This is a genomic window from Streptomyces sp. NPDC004539, assembly GCF_040610055.1.
Lineage (GTDB): Bacteria > Actinomycetota > Actinomycetes > Streptomycetales > Streptomycetaceae > Streptomyces.
Genome location: NZ_JBEXLS010000033.1, coordinates 71187 through 89941 on the forward strand (window position 1 = coordinate 71187; position 18755 = coordinate 89941).

Consider the following 18755-nt stretch of genomic DNA (forward strand, 5'->3'; position numbering starts at 1 on the left):
GGCCGCGCGGCCCGGCGGTTCGCCGGAGTCGGTCGTGCGGCCCGGCGTCAACTTAGCCAACTTGTGTGGCTGGCGTGAAGATTGAAGCGTTAAATGTCCGATACGTAGTCGTGACCTTCGTCTCTTTCTGGCTGGTGACCGGCGGTAACACCCCCAAGTGGGGAGTGAGTTGCCGACTCTTGGGGAACAGGATGCGTGCTTCCCGATGTGTGCGGGATACAACTGGCTGTCATGCGTGTCGACTACTCGCCCGGCTCCCTGGGCACCGCGGCCTTCTACCGGCTGCTCACCGCCGTCGTCGTCCCCCGGCCCATCGCCTGGGTCTCCACCCTGACACCGGACGGTACGACGGCCAACCTGGCCCCGCACTCGTTCTTCACCGTCGCCTCCACCGACCCCCCGGTCGTCCAGTTCACCTCCGTGGGCCGCAAGGACACCCTCCGCAACATCGAGGCGACCCGCGAGTTCGTCGTCAACCTCGCGCCGGAACCGCTCTTCGAGCAGATCAACGACACCGCGACCGACTTCCCGGCGGGACAGGGCGAGTTCGACGCCGTCGGCATCGACCGGGAACCCTCCCTGAAGGTCAAGCCCCCGCGCGTGGCCGCCTCCCCGGTCGCCCTGGAGTGCCGCCTCCACACCACCCTGGGCATCGGCAACTCCACCCTCGTCCTGGGCGAGGTCGTCCATGCCGCCGTCGACGACTCGGTGCTGGTCGACGGCCACCCGGACATCCACCGTCTGCGCCCCCTGGCCCGACTCGGCCGGGACGAATGGGGCCTGTTGGGCGAGATCCGCGACCTGCCCCGGGTCCCTTTCCGGGACTGGCCCAGAAGCTGAGCCCGAGTCACCCCGCAGGGCCCGGCTCCTCTGACAGGATCGCCCCATGACGACCCGTGACCACACAGACGGCTCCTGGTACTCGTTCCGGTCGAAGAACTCGGCCCTGTCGATCGGTTCGGTGAACTCGTTCCTCTCCGTCGGCTCCGTGGGCAGCGCGCTGTCCATCGGCTCCGTCGGGAGTTTCCTGTCGGTCGGCTCGATCGGCTCCGCCGCCTCCGTCCTGTCCGCCGGTTCCTGGCTGAGCGTCGGCTCCGCACTCTCCGCCAACTCCACGGGCGAGGTGCTGGCCTGGCGCTCGCAGCGCCGTACGACCGCTGTGGCGGCCGTCGCCGGGCTCGTCCTCGTCGGCCTCTGGACGACCCGCGCGAAGTCCCCGGCGCGCGGCTGAGGAACACCCCGCGCAAGCTCCTGACCTGCGACGCCCCCCGATCCCGGGGGGCGTTGTCAGTGGTGCCCGATAGCTTGATCGATGTCGCGCCGATCCGGCGGAAGACATCCCTCAGAGCTGCAAAGGAGCTGGTGCGTTGTCGGATTCGCAGAAGGTGCCGGAATGGGAGCGGTCGAGCACCGCCCGGGTGCTCGCGCCCGCCCGGCCCCGCAAACTCGCCAAGGTCCCCTTCGTGGAGCTGGCCGACGGACGCCTCCAGGGCGTCGTCTCCAGCGGCTCGGACATCGAGCGGGTCTACGTCTCGTCGATCGCCGCCGGGGCGTACGCCTACGCGTGCAGCACCAACAACAACCGTCCCTGCGGCGGCGCCCGCGGCTCGTTCTGCAACCACATCCGCGCGCTGGTCACCGAAGCGGTGCTCCAGTACGGCGCCGGGCGCGTCGCCCGCTACCTGCGCGTGGACACCGGTGACGCCGCCGCCGACGCGGGCGCGCTGATCACCGTCATGACCGGCACGCACCCCGCGCCGGACCCGGGCAAGGCCGCCGCCGCGGTGTTCAGCCGCTTCCTGCGCCACCTCGCCTACCTCGAACTCGCCCCGACCACCGCCCCGTTGCCGGAGATGCAGTGGTTCCCGCCGACCCGGGCGGAGGCCGCCTGATGCGCGCCGACACCCTCACCGAACCGGTCGACGGCCTGGCCGACGCGCTGGCCGCCGTCGACGCCCTGGACCGCGCCCTCACCGCCGGCCTCCTGCGCCCGCGCCCCGCCCAGGCGGCCGACCTGGCCGTCCTCGCGGACGCCGTCGCCGCGAGCCCCCTCGCCTCCCGTGTCGCCGAAGCAGCCGAGAAGGCCGCCGCCGGCACCGCCGCCGAGGACCACTTCCTCGCCCTCGCCGCCGCCCGGACGGCCCTGCTGGGAGCGGCACACGACGCCCTCGCGGAGCGGATCGCCGAGGCCACCGGGCGGGCTGCCGACTCGACCGCCCCACGGGAGAAGGCGGTCGACGGCACGGACGGCACCGGGGGGCCGGAGACCGGGGCCGAGAACGCGAACACGGACACGCGGATCGGCACCGCCGAGCAGAGCCCGGCCGACAGCGCAAGGCCCCCCGGCGCTTCGGACCCCTCCGCCTCCGGCCACTCCTCCGCCTCCGCTGCGGAGCCCCCGGACACCCCCCGCGACACCACCAACCTCCGCGCCGCCGCCCGCACCTGGCTCACCGACCTCGCCCGCGCCGGCTGGCAGGGCATCGACCACGAACTGATCGCGGGCGCCGCCCCGGTCGTCTCCGCGCTCCTCGCGGAACCCTCCGCCCGCCGGCTCGCCGCCCTCCTCGACGGATTCGCCGCCGAACTCGCCGCCTCCTGCCCGGGCACCGCCCTGGAGAGGGTCCCGGCCCGCCGCTGGGGCGACCTGTGGGCGCGCGCGACACTCCTCACCGCCCCCGGCGCGGACCCGGCCCCCGCGACCGGCACGGCCACCGGCCGCCTGCTCCCCCTCGGCGTCGACCTCCACGAACACGCCACCGCCGTCCAGGCCCAGGTGCACGCGGTCCTCGAACCGGCGGACGGCACGCCGCCCCGGCTGGTGCGGGCGAGCGTGTCGGCGCCGAAGCCGGACACGGTCGTCGGCGCGGGCGTCTGGCAGCTCCTGCGCCCGCACATGACCCTCCTCGCGGCACTCGGCGAAGGCCGCTCGACGGAGCTGGACGGCATGCCCGTCACCGCCGAGGGCGACCTCCTGTGGGACGACGCCCACGCACACGCGGGTGAACCGGCGGACGCGTTCACCACCGCCCGGGTCGCCCTCCCGACGGCGCTGACCGCGCCGACCGCACCCCTCGACCGGCACCCCGCGCGGCTCGCCGTACCCGTCCTCCTGGAGGGCTACACCGTCCGACAGGACGGCGACGGCGTGGAGTTCGTCCTCGCCGGGCAGCCGCTCGCCGTCGACACCGACCGCATCCCCGCCGCGAGCCCCCTCACCCCGGACGCGGTCGCCGCGTCGGGCGCGTGCGTCGGGCTGCTGCGCTGGGACGGCGGCCGGTTCACCGTGCAGCCGCTGGCCGTCGAGACCGTCGTCCGGAAGAAGGCCGTCGCGCTGCACGCGGGGGCGTGGGCCGGGGGGACCGCCGACAAGGCGGGGGTGAAGGCGGAGAAGGCGGCGACCGACGCGGTGGCCGTGCTGCGCGAGCGCGCCGGAAGGCTGTTGAGGAAATGACCCCGGAGATCGCCGAAGAGGCGTACGACAACCGGCGGCAGGTGCTGTACTGGCGGCTGCTCGCCCGGCTCTTCGACCCCGAGGAGCGGCCCGCGCTGGAGTCCGCGAGCCTCGCCGTCGTCGAGGACATCGGACTGCCGCCCGCCCTGCTGGACCCGCGGGCCTCCGTCGACTCGGTCGTCCAGCGCCACCCCGCGCTGGGAGATGAGATCGACGCCCTGACGGCCGTCGAGGAGCCCGGCGCGGAGCGGGACCGGGCCGCCGAGGTGCGGCGCGCGGCGCTGATGTCGAAAGTGCTGCTCAACGTGTTCGCGACCGGCTCCGGGCCGGTCGACGCAGGGCAGTTGGCGCGCTGGCAGACCGACGCTGGCTGGCTGGAGCGGGCGTTCGGCTGTACGCCCGGCGAACTGCGCGGCGGCCGGGGAGCCGGCCCGGGTGCGCCGGGCGCCGACCCGAACCGGCCGGTCCCGGCCGTCGGCCCCGAACTCGCCGCCATCGAGGCCGACCTGGTCAGCCGGATGCACCTGCGGGAAGTCCTCGCCGACCCCGAGCTCGCCGCGCGCCTCACTCCCAGCATGTCCCTGATCGAACAGCTCCTGCGCGACAAGAAGAACCTCGACGGCGTCGCCCTCACCAACGCCAAGGCGCTCATCCGCAGATACGTCGACGAGGTCGCCGAAGTGCTGCGCACCCAGGTGGAGAAGGCGACCGTCGGCGCGATCGACCGCTCGGTCCCGCCCAAACGCGTCTTCCGCAACCTCGACCTCGACCGCACGATCTGGAAGAACCTCACCAACTACAGCCCCGAGGAGGAACGGCTCTACGTCGACCGCCTCTACTACCGGCAGACGGCCCGCAAGACGACCCCGCAGCGCCTCATCGTCGTCGTCGACCAGTCGGGCTCCATGGTCGACTCGATGGTCAACTGCACCATCCTCGCGTCGATCTTCGCCGGACTCCCGAAGGTGGACGTCCACCTCATCGCGTACGACACCCGGGTCATCGACCTCACGCCGTGGGTGAACGACCCGTTCGAGGCGCTGCTGCGCACCAACCTCGGCGGCGGCAACGACGGGCCGATCGCGATGGCCATGGCCCGCCCGAAGATCACCGAACCGGCGAACACCGCCATGGTGTGGATCTCCGACTTCTACGAGTTCGACCGCTCCCAGCCGCTCCTGGAGGGGATCGAGGCCGTCCACCGCTCCGGGGTGAAGTTCATCCCCGTCGGCTCCGTCACCAGCTCCGGCCGCCAGGAGGTCAACCCCTGGTTCCGGGAGCGGTTCAAGGCCCTCGGCACCCCCGTGATCTCCGGCCGCATCGAGAAGCTCGTCCACGAGCTCAAGAACTTCCTCACCTGACCAGCCAGAAAGGCCCTCACATGTCCGACCTGTTGCGCGCCCCCGCCGAGCTCAAGTACGCCGAGGAGCTGGACTGGCTGGAGTCGGTCGACGACAGCCCCAAGCCGTTCACCTGGCGCCTGTCGCCCAAGATGATCCGCCTGTTCGTCCTCGGCTCCGAGCGCGCCGACGGACTGGAGCGGGAGATCTCCCAGAAGTGGTTCGGCGACCGCGCCATCGTCGAGCGGGCGATCGTCACCCTCGCCTCCGACCGCGGCCTCCTCCTCATCGGCGACCCCGGCACCGGCAAGAGCTGGCTCGCCGAACTGCTGGCCGCCGCGATCTGCCGCACCTCCACCCTCGTCGTCCAGGGCACCGCCGGGACCACCGAGGACCACATCAAGTACTCCTGGAACGTCTCCCAGGTCATCGCCAAGGGCCAGTCCCGGGAGTCGATGATCCCCTCGCCGATCATGACCGCCATGGAGACCGGCGCGATCGGCCGCGTCGAGGAGCTGACCCGCTCCACCAGCGACGTCCAGGACGCGCTGATCTCGATCCTCTCCGAGAAGTACATCTCCGTCCCCGAACTCGACAGCGACAGCATCGTGTTCGCCAAGCCCGGCTTCTCCGTCATCGCCACCGCCAACAGCCGCGACCGGGGTGTCAACGACCTCTCCTCCGCGCTCAAGCGGCGCTTCAACTTCGTCCGCATCCCGGTCGTCACGAACAAGAAGAGCGAGGCGGAGATCGTCCGCTTCCGCACGGAGGAACTGCTCAGGCGCCACCAGATCGAACTCGACGTCCCGCCCACCCTCCTCGACGTCCTCCTCCAGAGCTTCGCCGACCTGCGCGCCTCCTCGGCCGCCGCCGGCAGCGACGACGAGAAGCTGGAGTCCGCGCTGTCCACCGCCGAACAGATCGGCGTCCTGGAGGACGCGATCCTGCACAGCAACTTCTTCGGCCAACAGGCCCTCACGGCGCGCACGCTGGCGTCCTCCCTGGTCGGCTCCCTCGCCCGGCGCGCACCCGAGGACCTCGCCATCCTCAACAAGTACCTGCACGGCGTCGTCGAGCCGCGCGGCAAGGAACAGGGCGGCTCCTGGCCCGAGTTCCTCGAAGGCGGACGCGCCGCGATCGCGAGCCTCTCGTGACCGGCCCCTTCGACGCGCTGCGCGCCCAACTCGACGAGGCCGCCCAGACGTTCGCCGACGGACCGGACGCCCTGGAGGGCATCCTGCGCGGCATCGTCGACGACGTCGACCGCGCGATACGCGAACCCCTGGAGATCTTCCCCGTCTGCCACCACTCCCCGGCCTCCGCGCTCGCCATGGCCCGCCGCCTGCGCGAGAAGCAGCCCCGGGTGATCTACCTGGAGCTGTGCGAGGACATGGCACCGCTCCTCACCGAACTGCGCAACTGCCGCCTCCCCGTGGCCGTCCAGGCGTTCGCCGGGGAGGTCGAGGGCTTCCCCGTCGACTGGGCGCCGCTGTCCGTCGTCGCCCCGATCACCGAGGCGTCCGCCGAGTACCAGGCCATCGCCTACGCCCTCGACACGCCCGGCGTCGAGCTGGTCCTCGTCGACCGGTCCGCCGACCACGTCTTCCAGTGGGAGACCCCGCCCGGCGCCGAACCCGCGCCGGGCGACGAGGAGGGCGCCCTGCACGGGGACGCCGTCGGCGTCGAGATCGGCGACCTGCGGCCCCGGTTCGCCGAACTGGAGGAGCACCTCCTGCGGCACGGCCGGGTGCGGCACTGGTCCGAGTGGTGGCACCAGTACGTCGAACTGCCCCTCGGGGACGGCGACCACGACACGTACCGGCAGGTCATGCTCCTCATCGGCAGCCTCTTCCGCCGTCTCGCCCCCGGCGACAGCCGGCGCGTGGCGGTCGACGAGGACCGCGAGCGGTACATGTGGACGCGGATGCGGCAGCACCTCGCGGTGAGCGGCGCCGACCCCGCCGACTGCCTGTACGTCTGCGGCGCCTTCCACGCGGCCAGCCGGGTCGCCGAGTTCGGGATCGACGGCACCGACACGTTCACCGTCACCCCGCCCAGCGGCACCAAGTGGCGCCACGGCCTCATCCCGTCCAGCAACACGGCCATCGAGACCCAGTTCGGGCTCGCGTCCGGGTCGGTGTCCATCGCGGCGACGGAGTGGGCGAAGAACCTCAAACGCGGCCGGGTGAAGCCGTACCGGCTGGAGGGGCAGGCGGGGGCGGGGAAGGGGCGGGGGAAGAAGACCGGGGGGACGGGCTCCGCCGGGGCGGCTGTGCCGGCGGCGGCAGGCTCTGTGGCTGCGACGGCGGCTGCGGGCGGCCCGGGAACGGCCAAGGCCGCGGCTGCGGGCGGTGCGGCGACGGCTGCGGCTGCCGTCGCGGGCGGCCCGGGCGCGGTCACCGTACCGGCGGTCCCCGAAGCGCCCGGACAGGCACCGGCCGGCTCCACCTCGGCATCCACCGGCTCTACCTCGGCACCCACCGGGCCCGCCCCGACCCTGCCCGGTGCCCTCGGCCCCACGCCGGGTGCCGTCGCCGTACGGTTCGAGGCCCCGCCCGCCACCGGCCCCTCTCCCACCGACACCGCCCCCGACCGCCTCACGGGATTCCTCCAGCGCCCCCCGACCCTCGACCCCATGGACGAGGCGGAACTCCTCGGCTGGTCCGTGGACATCGTGCGGGCGGCCCGGCGGAGCGGGTACCTCGCCTCGACCGCCGACGCCATCGCCGTGTTCGAGACGTCGATCCTGCTCGCGGGCATGCGCGACCGCGCCAAGCCGACGCCGTACGACTTCCAGGACGCGGCGGTGACCTGCATCGAGAAGGACTCGGTGCCGGGGCGGCGGGACGTCGGCCGGCTCGTCGAGATCATGATGGGCGGCGACCGGATCGGACAGGTCGGGTACGACGCCCTGCCCCCGCTTGCGCGGGACGTCCACGACCGCCTGCTCCCGCTGAACCTGCGGCTCCAGCAGCGCGGCGTGCAGCGCGCCCTGCTCGACATCGCCGGACAGCCGGAACTGGCCGCCTGCTCCGACGTGCTGTGGATACTGCGCCGCCTGCTGCCGCAGGGCGCCGCGCGGCCCATCATGGGCGAGCGCGCGCTCGGCGAGCGCTCCCTCCAGGAGTCCTGGGACCTCGCGCTCGGCACCCACCAGCGCGAACTGATCGAGCTGGGCTACGAGGGCGTCAGCGTCGAACAGGTCCTGGAACAACGGCTGCGCCGCACCGCGTACGGCCCGCAGGCCACCGCCGCGACCGTCCTCGAAGCCGTCGAGGACGCCACGCTGTATCTGCGCAGCCGCCGCCTCGCCGACGAACTCGGCACGCACGCCCTGGAGGTCCTCGCCCGGGAACGCACCGTCGACGGCGCTCCCGAGGTGCTGCGCCGCGTCCGCCGCCTGCTGGCGTACTACCGGACGAGCGAACCGGCGCTGCCGGGCTGGATCGAGTCGTTCGTCAAGACCGGCTACGCCCACTACTGCACGCTGCTGCCGACCGCGTTCACCGACGAGGACGCGAGCGTACGGCAGGTCGCCGCGATGCTGGGCTTCCTGTTCGGCATGGAGAGCCTCGCCCTCTCCCTCGGCTGCGACCGCACCCAGCTCGAACTGGCCGTCGCCCAGTCGCACCCCGAGGACACCGCGAAGACGGCGCTGCTGTGGGCGGCCCAGACCCACCTGGGCACCCTCCCGCGCGCCGAACTCAGCGCCCGCTGCGACGCGTTGCTGTCCAGCCCGCTGGTCGTCCCGGCCTACCCGCGCTACCTGAGCGGCTTCCTGCACGCCCTCGAACCGGTGCCGCAGCTCGCGGACTTCGTCGTCGAAGCCGTCTCCCACGCGTTCGGACGGCTGCCCGACGCGGTGCTCCTGCCCTGGCTGCCGACGCTGGTGACGACCCTGCGCGCGGGCGGCGCCGAACTCGCCCCGCTGATCGTCCGCGAGGCGGACCGCCTCTTCCCGGCGCGGCTGCCCGCGCTGGACGCCTGGACGCCGCCGTGGCGCGAACAGGCCCCGGAACAGGGCGAGTCCGTGCCGCGGGCGGCGGCCTCCGCGCTCCTCGCCGCACATCCGGCGACCTGCGACGCGCTGGCCGGACTCCTCGGCTGCGACGACGGGTGGGGTGCCGGGCCGACCGCGAAGGGAGCGGCACTGCTGGAGCGGCACCCGGACACCGCACGGGAGTCGGCGGCGCTGCTCAGTCGGTGAGTTCCGCGAGGACCGACCTCAGCCGGTCCGCGAACTCGCGGGGATAGCGGGCGTATCCGGCATGGCCGCCCGGGAACTCGACCAGCTTCAGGCCGAGTTCACCGGCGAGGGCCAGTGCGGGGCGGTGGATGGTCTGGTCGCGGGAGCCGGCGCCGCCCGCGACGACGAGGCGGCCGGAGAGCGGGGTCATGGCGGTGAGGTCGGGGAGGTGGGTGGAGGAGGGGTGGAGCATGTGGGCGAGGAAGAAGCGCGTGTTGTCGTGCGCCTCGGGCAGATCGGGGGCCGGGCGTCCGCCGAACAGCACCGCCAGCGTCTCCATCGCGGCGGCCTCGCCCGCCGTCCGCAGTGTCAGGCGGACCTCCTCCACCAGGGCGAGATACTCCGCCGCGTCCGGCAACAGGCGGAAGGCGGGCGGTTCGTGGACCACGAGGGCCGCGACCCGCTCCGGGTGGCGGCTCGCGAAGTGCAGGGCGGCGAGCGAGCCCGAGCAGCTGCCGAAGATCCGCGCCGGTTCGCCGTCCGGTACGAGATGGTCGAGGAGCCGGGCGACGTCCTCGCCGTGCTCCTCGATCCGCTGGTCGACGGGCGGGCCGGTGAGGACGCTGCGGGAATTGCCGCGCGGGTCGCAGGAGATGACCCGGTGATCGGCCGCGAGCGCGTCCGCGAGGCCGGTGAACACCGCGGCGTCCGAATTGCCGCCCGCGAGCAGCAGCAGGGGCGGGCCGTCGGTGCCGCGCGTCTCGTGGTAGAGCGTCGCGCCGGGGACCGGGAGGGTGCCGGCTCGCGCGGGTGAATTCATCGAGTCCCCCAGTGAAGTGCCGTCGGACGACCTACAGTTACTGAACGCGTACTCAGCGTACGGGTGGCGTGTGGGACCAGGTAAGGGGGCCTGATGGGCGACGGACCGCGCATTCTGCTCAACGCCGAGGCGTTCGGCTTCGGCCCGGCGGCGGCCTCGGCCGTGCTGGCCGACGAACTCGCCGCGCGCGGCGCCGAGTTGGGGTACGTCGGTGGCGGGCACACGCTCGATCTCCAGCACCGGCCGCCCTACACGGCCGTCCACGACATCACCGGCCTGACCGAACCCGCCCGCCTCGACCGGCTGCGCGGCCTCGCGGGGGAGTACGACGCGCTCCTCACGTCCATGGACTTCGCCCTCGGACTGACGGCCCGGCGGGCCGGTTTCCGGGTCGCCGTCTACGACGCGCTCGCCTGGTTCTGGCCGGGGCTCTGGCCCGTCGTCCAGGACGCCGGCGTGCTGCATCTCGCGCAGGACTTCTTCGGCGTGCGGGAACGGGTCGCCGAGGAACCGGCGCTGGCCGGGCGGACGGTCGTGGTGCCGCCGCTCGTCGAGCCCGGGCCCGGGTGGCGCGGCGGCGGGGGTCAAGTCGTCGTCAACCTCGGGGGGTTGTGCAATCCGTTCTGGGCTGCCGACGAGGTCGAGACGTACGCCCGTCTCGTCGTCGCCGGGGTGCGGGAGGGGGTGCCCGCGTCGTACTCCGTGACCGTCGTGACCAGCGAGGCCGTCGTCCGGGCGCTGGGGACCTCCGTGAGCGGGGTGAACGTCGGCACGTACCGGCGCGGCGAGATCCTCGGTCTGCTGCGCGAGGCGCCGTACGCGTTCATGACGCCAGGGCTCGGCAACATCTACGACGCCGCCGTCAGCGGGGTGCCGACCGTACTGCTCCCGGCGACCAACACGACTCAGGCGCGGCAGGCCGAGGTCGTCGCCGCGCACGGCTACTGCGACGGCCGGATCGACTGGGCCGACCTCGGGTCCGCCGTCGACTTCGGGGACGGGGAGCCGGAGATGGCCGGGGTACTGACGGCGGCGCTGCGGGAGTTGAGCGAGAGCGGCGACGCGCGGTTCGCGCTGCGGGTCGGGGAGTCGGTCCGGGAGATGGGGTCCGGCCGGGCCGGTGGGCTGCTGGAACGCTTCGGGAGCGGCGGGGCGGGGGAGGCCGCGGCGGCTGTGCTGGCGTGGGTGCGGGGTGGGGATGTCTGAACCGGGGTGACTGGATCGGGGATGGCTGGGTCAGGGGTGACTGGATCGGAGGTGCCTGGGTGGGGGTGAATGGATCAGGGTCGGCTGAAGAGGAGGCGCTCCTGGCGAGGGTCCGGCGTCTGTGGGAGGGGCTGGCGGGCGCGGGCGCCGTCTTTCCGCCGGACGGCGGTACCCGCGTCGTCGTCTCCCCGGGCTCCCGCCTCTGCCCGCCGTCCTGGACCGGCGCCGTCCGTATCGGCACGGCCGTCCTGATCACCGCCCCCGACGAACGCACGGCCCGCCAGGCCCTGCCCCGCCTCCGCGCACTCCCCTCGGGCGCGGACGTCCTGGGCCCGGCGACCCTGGCCTACCTCCCACCCGGTTCCTTCCGCCCCCACCCCACCACCGCAACCCCCACCACCCCGGACTCCCTCTCCCCCCTCCTGCGCACCGCCGGCCCCCACGACACCGCGGAATCCGGCCTCCCCGACATCGACTCACCCGCCTTCACCCTCCACGACGGCCCCACCCTCCTCGCCGCCGCCGGCTACGAAGTCTGGCCCGCCTCGACCGCCCACATCTGCGTCCTGACCACCCCCGCAGCCCGAAACCGCGGCCTCGCCACCGCCGCCGCATCCGCCGCCGTCCAACACGCCCTTGAGGCGGGCCTGCTGCCCCAGTGGCGGGCCGGGAACGACGCGTCGCGCAGGGTGGCGGAGAAGTTGGGGTTTCGGGAGGTGGGGGAGCAGGTGAGTGTGTGGGTGTAGGCGTGGGTGGTGTCCACCCAGATGGTTCGATGGCTCATTGGATCAGGTCGGTGTGCGGATGCCCGGGTGAGGCCGGGCAGACGTAGATCTGCATGTTGTCGGTGCTGCCGACTTCGACCTTGGTCGGCTGTGAGGGGCGCTGGCCGCAGCAGTGACCGCCAGAGGTGGCGGCATCCTGGTCCTCGTGAGGTGCCCAGCTGTGCCCGTCGCCGCCGTCCCATTCGAAGGAGGCGATGGTCAGCAGCGGGACCATCCGCTCGTCGCAGACGGTGCAGTACCGGGGGTGGGGGTCGGTGCGGCCCCACGGAGGCCAGCCGCCGACCTTCCATCCGGGCGAATCCGCGAGATGGGTGTCATAGAAGTCCTGCGGATACTCCGCGCAGGAGCTGTCCAGGTCGGCGCCGGCCTCCTGCAATCTGCTCCGGTCTCCCACCATCAGCCGCATCCGCGGGCTCAGTTCGAGGCTGCCGGGGTACTCGGTGATCGCTTCTGGTGCGAGTACGCAGGGCTCGGGCACGTAGCCCTCATGGTTCACCTCGTACGGCTCCGGCGGTGTGGCGAGGACATCGCCGACCGTGGCGGCGGACCGCCAGAACAGCGCGGTCGACGGTTTGTGATCCGGATCGTGATCGTAGGGACACCAGAGGATCTGGAGCAGATCGGCCTGTCCGGGCGGCCTCAGCAGAGGTATGTCGCGCAGATACAACTGGGCCACGGGCAGCATGGGGACCGGGCAGTCAGCGGGCGGCGGAGCGGTGGCGAGTCGCTCCGCGAGCACCGCGGCGTTCCGCTCCTTGAGCGTCGCCTCCTCGGGCGTCGTCCCGGGACCACCGTGGTCACCGTGCCACCGGACCCGCATACGCCTCAGAAGCCGCACGTCGGCCGGTGACTCGCGGAACCCGCTGTCCCTGTGCAGGTGCGAGGCTTCGCAGTGCGGCCACGGCTCCTCGGCCGGCCACAGCAACGGCCCCCCGACCGAACTCTCCCCGGCGGACGGCGACCCGGGACGGGGGTGCAGCCGGATCGCGGGCCGCGCCGACGGCGCCAGCTCGGGGAAGACCGCGGTCACGTCCACGGGACGCGGCGGAGTGGTACGCACGAAGACCATGCGGGTGATCCTGCCACCAGGCACTGACAACCCCCGTCCGTCCTGCAAAAGCTCACCCACCCACCCGCCGGACACTCACCCGGCGCCGTTCCGGGTCTATCTCCGTGACCACGACGTCGATCTCGTCGCCCACCGCGGGACCTGACTCGCGGAGCAGGCCCTCGACGCCTTTCGTCAGTTCCACGAAGACCCCGATGGGGACCACTTTGGTGACGCGGGATCGGAGGGGGCGGTCGAGGGGGACGGTGGTGGTGAAGGTGTGGAGGGGGTCGGGGTGGAGGGCGCGCAGGGAGAGGCGGGCTTCGGCGTTCCAGGTGTCGTGGTGGAGGAAGACGCAGGTGACGGGGGCGCCGACGGTGACGACTTCGGTGGGGGAGTCGAAGCGGTACCAGGAGAGGTCGGGGTGGGTGATGAAGCCGACGCCCGGGAAGACGGGATGGCGGGGGCCGGTGTCGAGGGCGACGAAGACGCCGTAGGGCTCGATGGAGGCGATGTGGCCGGTGAGGTGTTGGCCCGGGGAGAGAGATTCGAGGAAGGCGTGGAGTTCGGGGGAGGCGGTGATCACGGGGGTAGTTTCGCATGGCGGGCAGAGGGGGCGGACGGGAATTGGGGTCACGGGTTCGTTTGTTCGGCAAGGGTTGTGCGGGCGCTTTTTTGAATTCGTTGCTCACAGTTCCGAATGCCTTGTCAAGCGCGATTTTTCCCACACCGGAAAGGGGTTCGGGGAGGGCCGGAGAGGTTCTGGGGGCGGTGTTACGGTGAAGGGGTGGGTAATCGTCTCGTTGTCAAAGGTGCTCGGCAGAACAATCTTCGGGACGTTTCCGTGGAGGTGCCACGGAATGCGTTGACCGTGTTCACGGGGGTTTCGGGTTCGGGGAAATCGAGTCTGGCGTTCGACACGATTTTCGCGGAGGGGCAGCGACGGTATGTGGAGTCGTTGTCGGCGTATGCGAGGCAGTTTCTGGGCCAGTTGGACAAGCCGGATGTGGACGCGATCGAGGGGCTGTCCCCGGCGATCGCGATCGATCAGAAGACGTCGAGCAGGAACCCGAGGTCGACGGTCGGGACGATCACGGAGGTGTACGACCACCTGAGGCTGCTGTACGCGCGGATCGGCCGCCCGCACTGCCCGGAGTGCGGGGAACCGGTGCGCGGGCAGACCCCGCAGCGGATCGTCGACCAGGTGCGGGCGGAGCCGGAGGGGACGAGGTTCCAGGTGCTGGCCCCGGTCGTCCGGGACCGCAAGGGCGAGCACGCGGAGGTGTTCCGGCAGCTCGCGGCGGACGGATTCAGCAGGGTCCGGGTGGACGGACGGGTGCTGTCCCTGAGTACGGTGCCGGCGCTCGACAGGCGCAGGAAGCACGACATCGACGTCGTCGTCGACCGCCTCGTCGTCAAGGACGGAATCCACCAGCGCCTCACCGAATCCGTCGAGACGGCACTCGCACTCGGCGGCGGCACCCTGCGCATCGACTTCGTCGACGACCCGGACCGCGAGCGACTGTTCTCCGAGAAGGCGGCCTGCCCGCAGGGCCACCCCCTCGCCCTGGACACCCTCGAACCCCGCCTCTTCTCCTTCAACGCCCCCTGGGGCGCCTGCCCCTCCTGCACGGGACTCGGCTCCCGCACCGAGGTCGACCCGAGCCTCCTCGTCCCGGACGACACCAAGTCCCTCGCCGAGGGAGCCGTCGCCCCCTGGACGAACACCAGCGGCGCCGACTACTTCACCCGCATCCTTGAAGCCCTCGCCCAGGCCCGCGGCTTCAGCACCGACACCCCCTGGCGCGAACTCCCCGCTCCCGTACGGAAGATCGTCCTGTACGGCTCCGACGACCGCCTCCACCTCGCCTACCGCAACCGTTTCGGCCGTGAACGCGACCACACCGTCCGCTACGAGGGAGTCGTCCCGCACATCGAGCGCCGCACGGCGGACGGCGGGGAGCACCGCTTCGCCGGCTACCTCCGCGAGACCGCCTGCCGCGCCTGCGACGGCACCCGCCTCGCCCCCGTCGTCCGCGCCGTCACGGTCGGCGGACAGGGCATCGCCCAGGCATCGGCGCTCCCGCTGGACCAACTCGCCCTGTTCGTCAGGGAACTGACCCTCACGGACAGCGAACGCCGCATCGCGGAGGCCGTCGTCGCGGAGATCGGCGAACGTCTGCGCTTCCTCCTCGACGTCGGCCTGGACTACCTCTCCCTGGACCGCCCGGCCGCGAGCCTCTCCGGCGGCGAGGCCCAGCGCATCCGCCTCGCGACCCAGATCGGCACGGGCCTGACGGGCGTCCTGTACGTCCTCGACGAACCGTCGATCGGCCTGCACCAGCGCGACAACGAACGGCTGATCGGCACCCTGGAACGCCTCAGGGACCGCGGCAACACGGTCATCGTCGTCGAGCACGACGAGGAGACGCTCCGGGCCGCCGACTGGGTCGTCGACATCGGCCCCGGCGCCGGAGTGCACGGCGGACACGTCGTCCACGCCGGCACGGTCGCCGAACTCCTCGCCCACCCCGACTCGTTGACCGGCGCCTACCTCTCGGGCCGCCGCCGGATCGCCGTACCGCGAGAGCGCCGCACCCCCGACCCGGAACGGCTGCTCACTGTCCACGGCGCCCGCGAGCACAACCTCCGCGACCTCACCGTCTCCTTCCCCCTCGGCCTGTTCACCGTCGTCACCGGCGTCTCGGGCTCCGGGAAGTCCACGCTGGTCAACGACATCCTGCACACGGCCCTCGCCCAGCGCATCCACCGCGCCCACCGCGTCCCCGGCCGGCACCGGACGATCACCGGCGCCGAGGACCTCGACAAGGTCGTCCAGGTCGACCAGTCCCCGATCGGCCGCAGCCCGCGCTCCAACCCGGCGACGTACACAGGGGTGTTCGACCATCTGCGCAAGCTGTTCGCGCAGACCCCGGAGGCGAAGGTCCGGGGCTACGGGCCCGGCCGCTTCTCGTTCAACGTCAGAGGGGGCCGCTGCGAGAGCTGCCTCGGCGACGGCACGATCAAGGTGGAGATGAACTTCCTGCCGGACGTGTACGTGCCGTGCGAGGTGTGCGGCGGCGCGCAGTACAACAGGGAGACCCTGGAGGTGAGTTACAAGGGCAAGTCCATCGCGGACGTCCTCGCGATGACCGTCGCGCAGAGCCGGGACTTCTTCGAGGGCCACCAGATCATCTCCCGCCACCTGCGCACCCTCGACGAAGTCGGCCTGGGATACGTCGCGTTGGGCCAGCCCGCCACCACCCTCTCCGGCGGCGAGGCGCAGCGCGTCAAACTCGCCGCCGAACTCCAGCGCCGTACGCGTGGCCGCAGTCTCTACGTCCTCGACGAACCCACCACCGGACTCCATGTCGCCGACGTGGAACGGCTGCTGACGGCCCTTCAGGGACTCGTGGACGGCGGCGACACGGTCGTCGTCATCGAACACAACCTGGACGTCGTCAAGGCGGCCGACTGGCTGATCGACATGGGCCCGGACGGCGGACACCGCGGCGGACAGGTCGTCGCCGAAGGCACCCCGGAACAGGTCGCCGCCCACCCCGCCTCCCACACCGGCCGGTTCCTGCACTCCCTCCTGGAGACGCCGTGACCCTCCTCGACCTGGAGCAACCCGTCGTGGCGGCCGAGGAGGACGCCGACGCCCCCGAGCCCCGGCTCACCACCGCCGGCGCCTCCGACGACCCCGTCAAGGACTACCTCCGCCTCATCGCCCGCGTCCGCCTCCTCACCGCCGAACAGGAGGTGGACCTCGCCAAACGCGTCGAGGCGGGCCTGTACGCCGAGCAGCTCCTCACCGAGGAGAACCCCTACGACACAGCCGAGTTGAGGCTCCTCGCGGCGGACGGGCAGCGGGCCAAGGCCCACCTCGTCGAGGCCAACCTCCGCCTCGTCGTCTCCGTCGCCAAGCGGTACACCGGACGCGGACTCGCCTTCCTCGACCTGATCCAGGAGGGCAACACCGGCCTCATCCGGGCCGTCGAGAAGTTCGACTACACCAAAGGGTTCAAGTTCTCCACGTACGCCACCTGGTGGATCAAACAGGCCGTCAGCAGGGCCCTCGCCGACCAGGGGCGCACGATCCGCGTCCCCGTCCACGCGGTCGAGATCATCAACCGTGTCGCCCGCGTCCGCCGGGAGATCCTCCACGACACCGGAGTCGAACCCACCCCCGAGCAACTCGCCGCGAAGGCCGACGTGTCGGTGGAACGCCTCGCCGAACTCGACGGCTACACCAGGGAACCCGTCTCCCTCGACACCGCCCTCGCGGACGACTCCGGCACCGAGTTCGGCGACCTCATCGTCGACACGGACATCCCCTCCCCGGTCGAACAGGTCACCTTCGGCCTCCTCCAGGAGGCCCTGCGCACGATGCTCGACGCGATGACCGCCCGCGAGGCCGGCATCATCTCGCTGCGCTACGGACTGTTCGGCGGCCGGCCCCGCACCCTGGAGGAGATCGGGCACGTCTACGGCGTCACCCGCGAACGCATCCGCCAGATCGAGGCCAAGACGATGTCCAAACTCCGCCACCCCTCCCGCTCCCAGGCGCTGCGGGACTACCTCGACTGACGGCCTCGCCCGCATACGGGACGGCGGCCCCCTGCGGAGCCGGCAGCCTCTTGCAAACACCGCGAAACGGTTTGTTAGGCTCCGTTCGCCTCCCGCGGGGGAAGTCCGGTGCGAATCCGGCGCTGACCCGCAACGGTGTGCGCGGAATCCTTTCCGCGCGAGCCCGATCGCCCACGGCCGGCACGCGACCCGTACGACCGCTCGCCGTGGACTGCGAGAGGGACCCGCAAGGTGCCTTCCCGCGCGACGCCCTCCCCTCGGCGGCCTCACCCGAAGGACCGCCGTGCGCCGAACGCCCCTCGCGCTGCTGACCGTCGCCCTCGCCCTCCTCCTGCTGCTCTCCCTGCTCGCGGGAGTCGCGCTCGGCTCCTCCGACATCGGCGTCGGCGACTCCCTGCGCCTCCTGTGGGCCGGCCTCACCGGCGGAACCGTTTCCGCACAGGACGCCGCCGACTACACCATCGTCTGGGAGATACGCCTGCCCCGCGTCGTCCTCGGCGCGGTCGCCGGCGCCGGCCTCGCCTCCGTCGGCGTTGCCGTCCAGGCCATGGTCCGCAACGCCCTCGCCGACCCCTTCGTCCTCGGCATCTCCTCCGGCGCGGCCGTCGGCGCCAACGCCGTCATCCTCATGGGCGCCTTCGCCGCACTCGGCGTCTGGGCCCTGTCCGCCGCCGCGTTCGGCTCGGCCCTCGCCGCGATGGTCCTCGTCTACGCGGTCGCCCGCACCCCGCGCGGCCTCACCCCGCTGCGCCTGATCCTCACCGGGACGGCGCTGGCGTACGGGTTCGAGGCGCTCACCACCGTCATGGTGTTCAGCGCCACCCGCGGCGAGGCGGCCCGCTCGGCGATGATGTGGCTGCTCGGCAGCCTCGGCGGGGCGACCTGGGCGCAGGTGCCGATCGCCGCCGTCACCGTCGCCGCCGGGTGGACGTGGCTGCGCCGCCGGGCCGGGGCGCTCGACGCGATCGCGATGGGCGACGAGACGGCGGCCTCCCTCGGGGTGCGGCCCGGCCGGCTGCGGCGGGAGCTGTTCGTCGTGACGGCCGCCGTCACCGGGACCCTCGTCGCGGTCAGCGGCGCGATCGGCTTCGTCGGCCTGATGGTCCCGCACCTCGTACGGATGGCCGTCGGCGCGAGCCACCGCCGGGTGCTGGCGCTCGCCCCGCTCGCCGGAGCCGTCCTCCTGGTCTGGGCGGACATCCTGTCCCGGCTGCTCGTCGCCCCCGCCGAACTCCCGGTCGGCGTGATCACGGCCGTGGTGGGGGTGCCCGCGTTCCTGCTGCTGATGCGGCGCGGCGGCCACGCCTTCGGCGGAAAGTGGTGACC

At 72.3% G+C, this 18755-nt stretch carries 15 protein-coding genes and 1 riboswitch; of the genes, 12 read left to right on the top strand and 3 right to left on the bottom strand.

The window, feature by feature from the left end:
- Positions 1-231: 231 nt before the first annotated feature.
- The 7 genes from ABZX85_RS43470 (at position 232) to ABZX85_RS43500 (ending at position 9001) form a co-directional block, all read left to right on the top strand.
- On the top strand, positions 232-840 hold the full coding sequence (locus tag ABZX85_RS43470; RefSeq protein WP_355882457.1) for a flavin reductase family protein: 609 nt from the start codon (positions 232-234) through the stop codon (positions 838-840).
- A gap of 46 nt (positions 841-886) precedes the next feature.
- A complete protein-coding gene (locus ABZX85_RS43475; RefSeq protein ID WP_355882460.1) occupies positions 887-1231 on the top strand; it encodes a hypothetical protein in 345 nt (114 codons plus the stop codon).
- A 136-nt stretch (positions 1232-1367) separates the two neighbouring features.
- Complete coding sequence (locus ABZX85_RS43480) at positions 1368-1892, top strand: hypothetical protein (RefSeq protein WP_355882463.1); 525 nt, start codon at positions 1368-1370, stop codon at positions 1890-1892.
- Complete coding sequence (locus ABZX85_RS43485) at positions 1892-3454, top strand: hypothetical protein (RefSeq protein ID WP_355882466.1); 1563 nt, start codon at positions 1892-1894, stop codon at positions 3452-3454. The genes ABZX85_RS43480 and ABZX85_RS43485 overlap by 1 nt, the downstream gene beginning before the upstream one ends.
- Positions 3451-4815, top strand: coding sequence for a VWA domain-containing protein (locus ABZX85_RS43490; RefSeq protein WP_355882469.1), 1365 nt, complete (start codon positions 3451-3453; stop codon positions 4813-4815). The genes ABZX85_RS43485 and ABZX85_RS43490 overlap by 4 nt, the downstream gene beginning before the upstream one ends.
- A 20-nt stretch (positions 4816-4835) precedes the next feature.
- Entirely contained in the window at positions 4836-5948 is a 1113-nt protein-coding gene (locus ABZX85_RS43495; RefSeq protein ID WP_355882471.1) for an AAA family ATPase, read from the top strand.
- Complete coding sequence (locus tag ABZX85_RS43500) at positions 5945-9001, top strand: hypothetical protein (RefSeq protein ID WP_355882474.1); 3057 nt, start codon at positions 5945-5947, stop codon at positions 8999-9001. Before ABZX85_RS43495 ends, ABZX85_RS43500 begins: the two co-directional genes overlap by 4 nt.
- On the opposite strand, the gene ABZX85_RS43505 is transcribed toward ABZX85_RS43500, so the two are convergent.
- Positions 8991-9800 carry an alpha/beta hydrolase gene (locus ABZX85_RS43505; protein ID WP_355882476.1) on the bottom strand — a complete coding sequence of 270 codons (810 nt, stop codon included), beginning with the start codon at positions 9798-9800 and terminating at the stop codon, positions 8991-8993. The genes ABZX85_RS43500 and ABZX85_RS43505 overlap by 11 nt on opposite strands.
- A 93-nt stretch (positions 9801-9893) precedes the next feature.
- On the opposite strand from ABZX85_RS43505, the gene ABZX85_RS43510 reads away from it, so the two are divergent.
- Both ABZX85_RS43510 and ABZX85_RS43515 read left to right on the top strand, forming a co-directional pair.
- Entirely contained in the window at positions 9894-11006 is a 1113-nt protein-coding gene (locus tag ABZX85_RS43510; protein WP_355882479.1) for a hypothetical protein, read from the top strand.
- 65 nt (positions 11007-11071) lie between these two features.
- Positions 11072-11752 (top strand): GNAT family N-acetyltransferase, encoded by a 681-nt coding sequence (locus ABZX85_RS43515; RefSeq protein WP_355882482.1) that lies wholly within the window; start codon positions 11072-11074, stop codon positions 11750-11752.
- A gap of 34 nt (positions 11753-11786) precedes the next feature.
- On the opposite strand, the gene ABZX85_RS43520 is transcribed toward ABZX85_RS43515, so the two are convergent.
- Both ABZX85_RS43520 and ABZX85_RS43525 read right to left on the bottom strand, forming a co-directional pair.
- The gene (locus ABZX85_RS43520; protein ID WP_355882485.1) at positions 11787-12860 is read right to left on the bottom strand and encodes a hypothetical protein; all 1074 of its coding nucleotides are present in this window, start codon (positions 12858-12860) and stop codon (positions 11787-11789) included.
- A 52-nt stretch (positions 12861-12912) separates the two neighbouring features.
- Positions 12913-13425 (bottom strand): S1 RNA-binding domain-containing protein, encoded by a 513-nt coding sequence (locus tag ABZX85_RS43525; RefSeq protein ID WP_355882488.1) that lies wholly within the window; start codon positions 13423-13425, stop codon positions 12913-12915.
- Between the two features lie 201 nt (positions 13426-13626).
- On the opposite strand from ABZX85_RS43525, the gene uvrA reads away from it, so the two are divergent.
- From uvrA to ABZX85_RS43540, 3 genes are all read left to right on the top strand, one after another.
- Complete coding sequence (gene uvrA / locus ABZX85_RS43530) at positions 13627-16449, top strand: excinuclease ABC subunit UvrA (protein ID WP_355882491.1); 2823 nt, start codon at positions 13627-13629, stop codon at positions 16447-16449.
- The gene (locus ABZX85_RS43535) at positions 16446-17429 is read left to right on the top strand and encodes an RNA polymerase sigma factor (protein WP_355882494.1); all 984 of its coding nucleotides are present in this window, start codon (positions 16446-16448) and stop codon (positions 17427-17429) included. The genes uvrA and ABZX85_RS43535 overlap by 4 nt, the downstream gene beginning before the upstream one ends.
- Before the next feature lie 64 nt (positions 17430-17493).
- Positions 17494-17623: riboswitch (cobalamin riboswitch) on the top strand.
- An 89-nt stretch (positions 17624-17712) separates the two neighbouring features.
- A complete protein-coding gene (locus ABZX85_RS43540; protein ID WP_355882497.1) occupies positions 17713-18753 on the top strand; it encodes an iron ABC transporter permease in 1041 nt (346 codons plus the stop codon).
- Positions 18754-18755 lie beyond the last annotated feature (2 nt).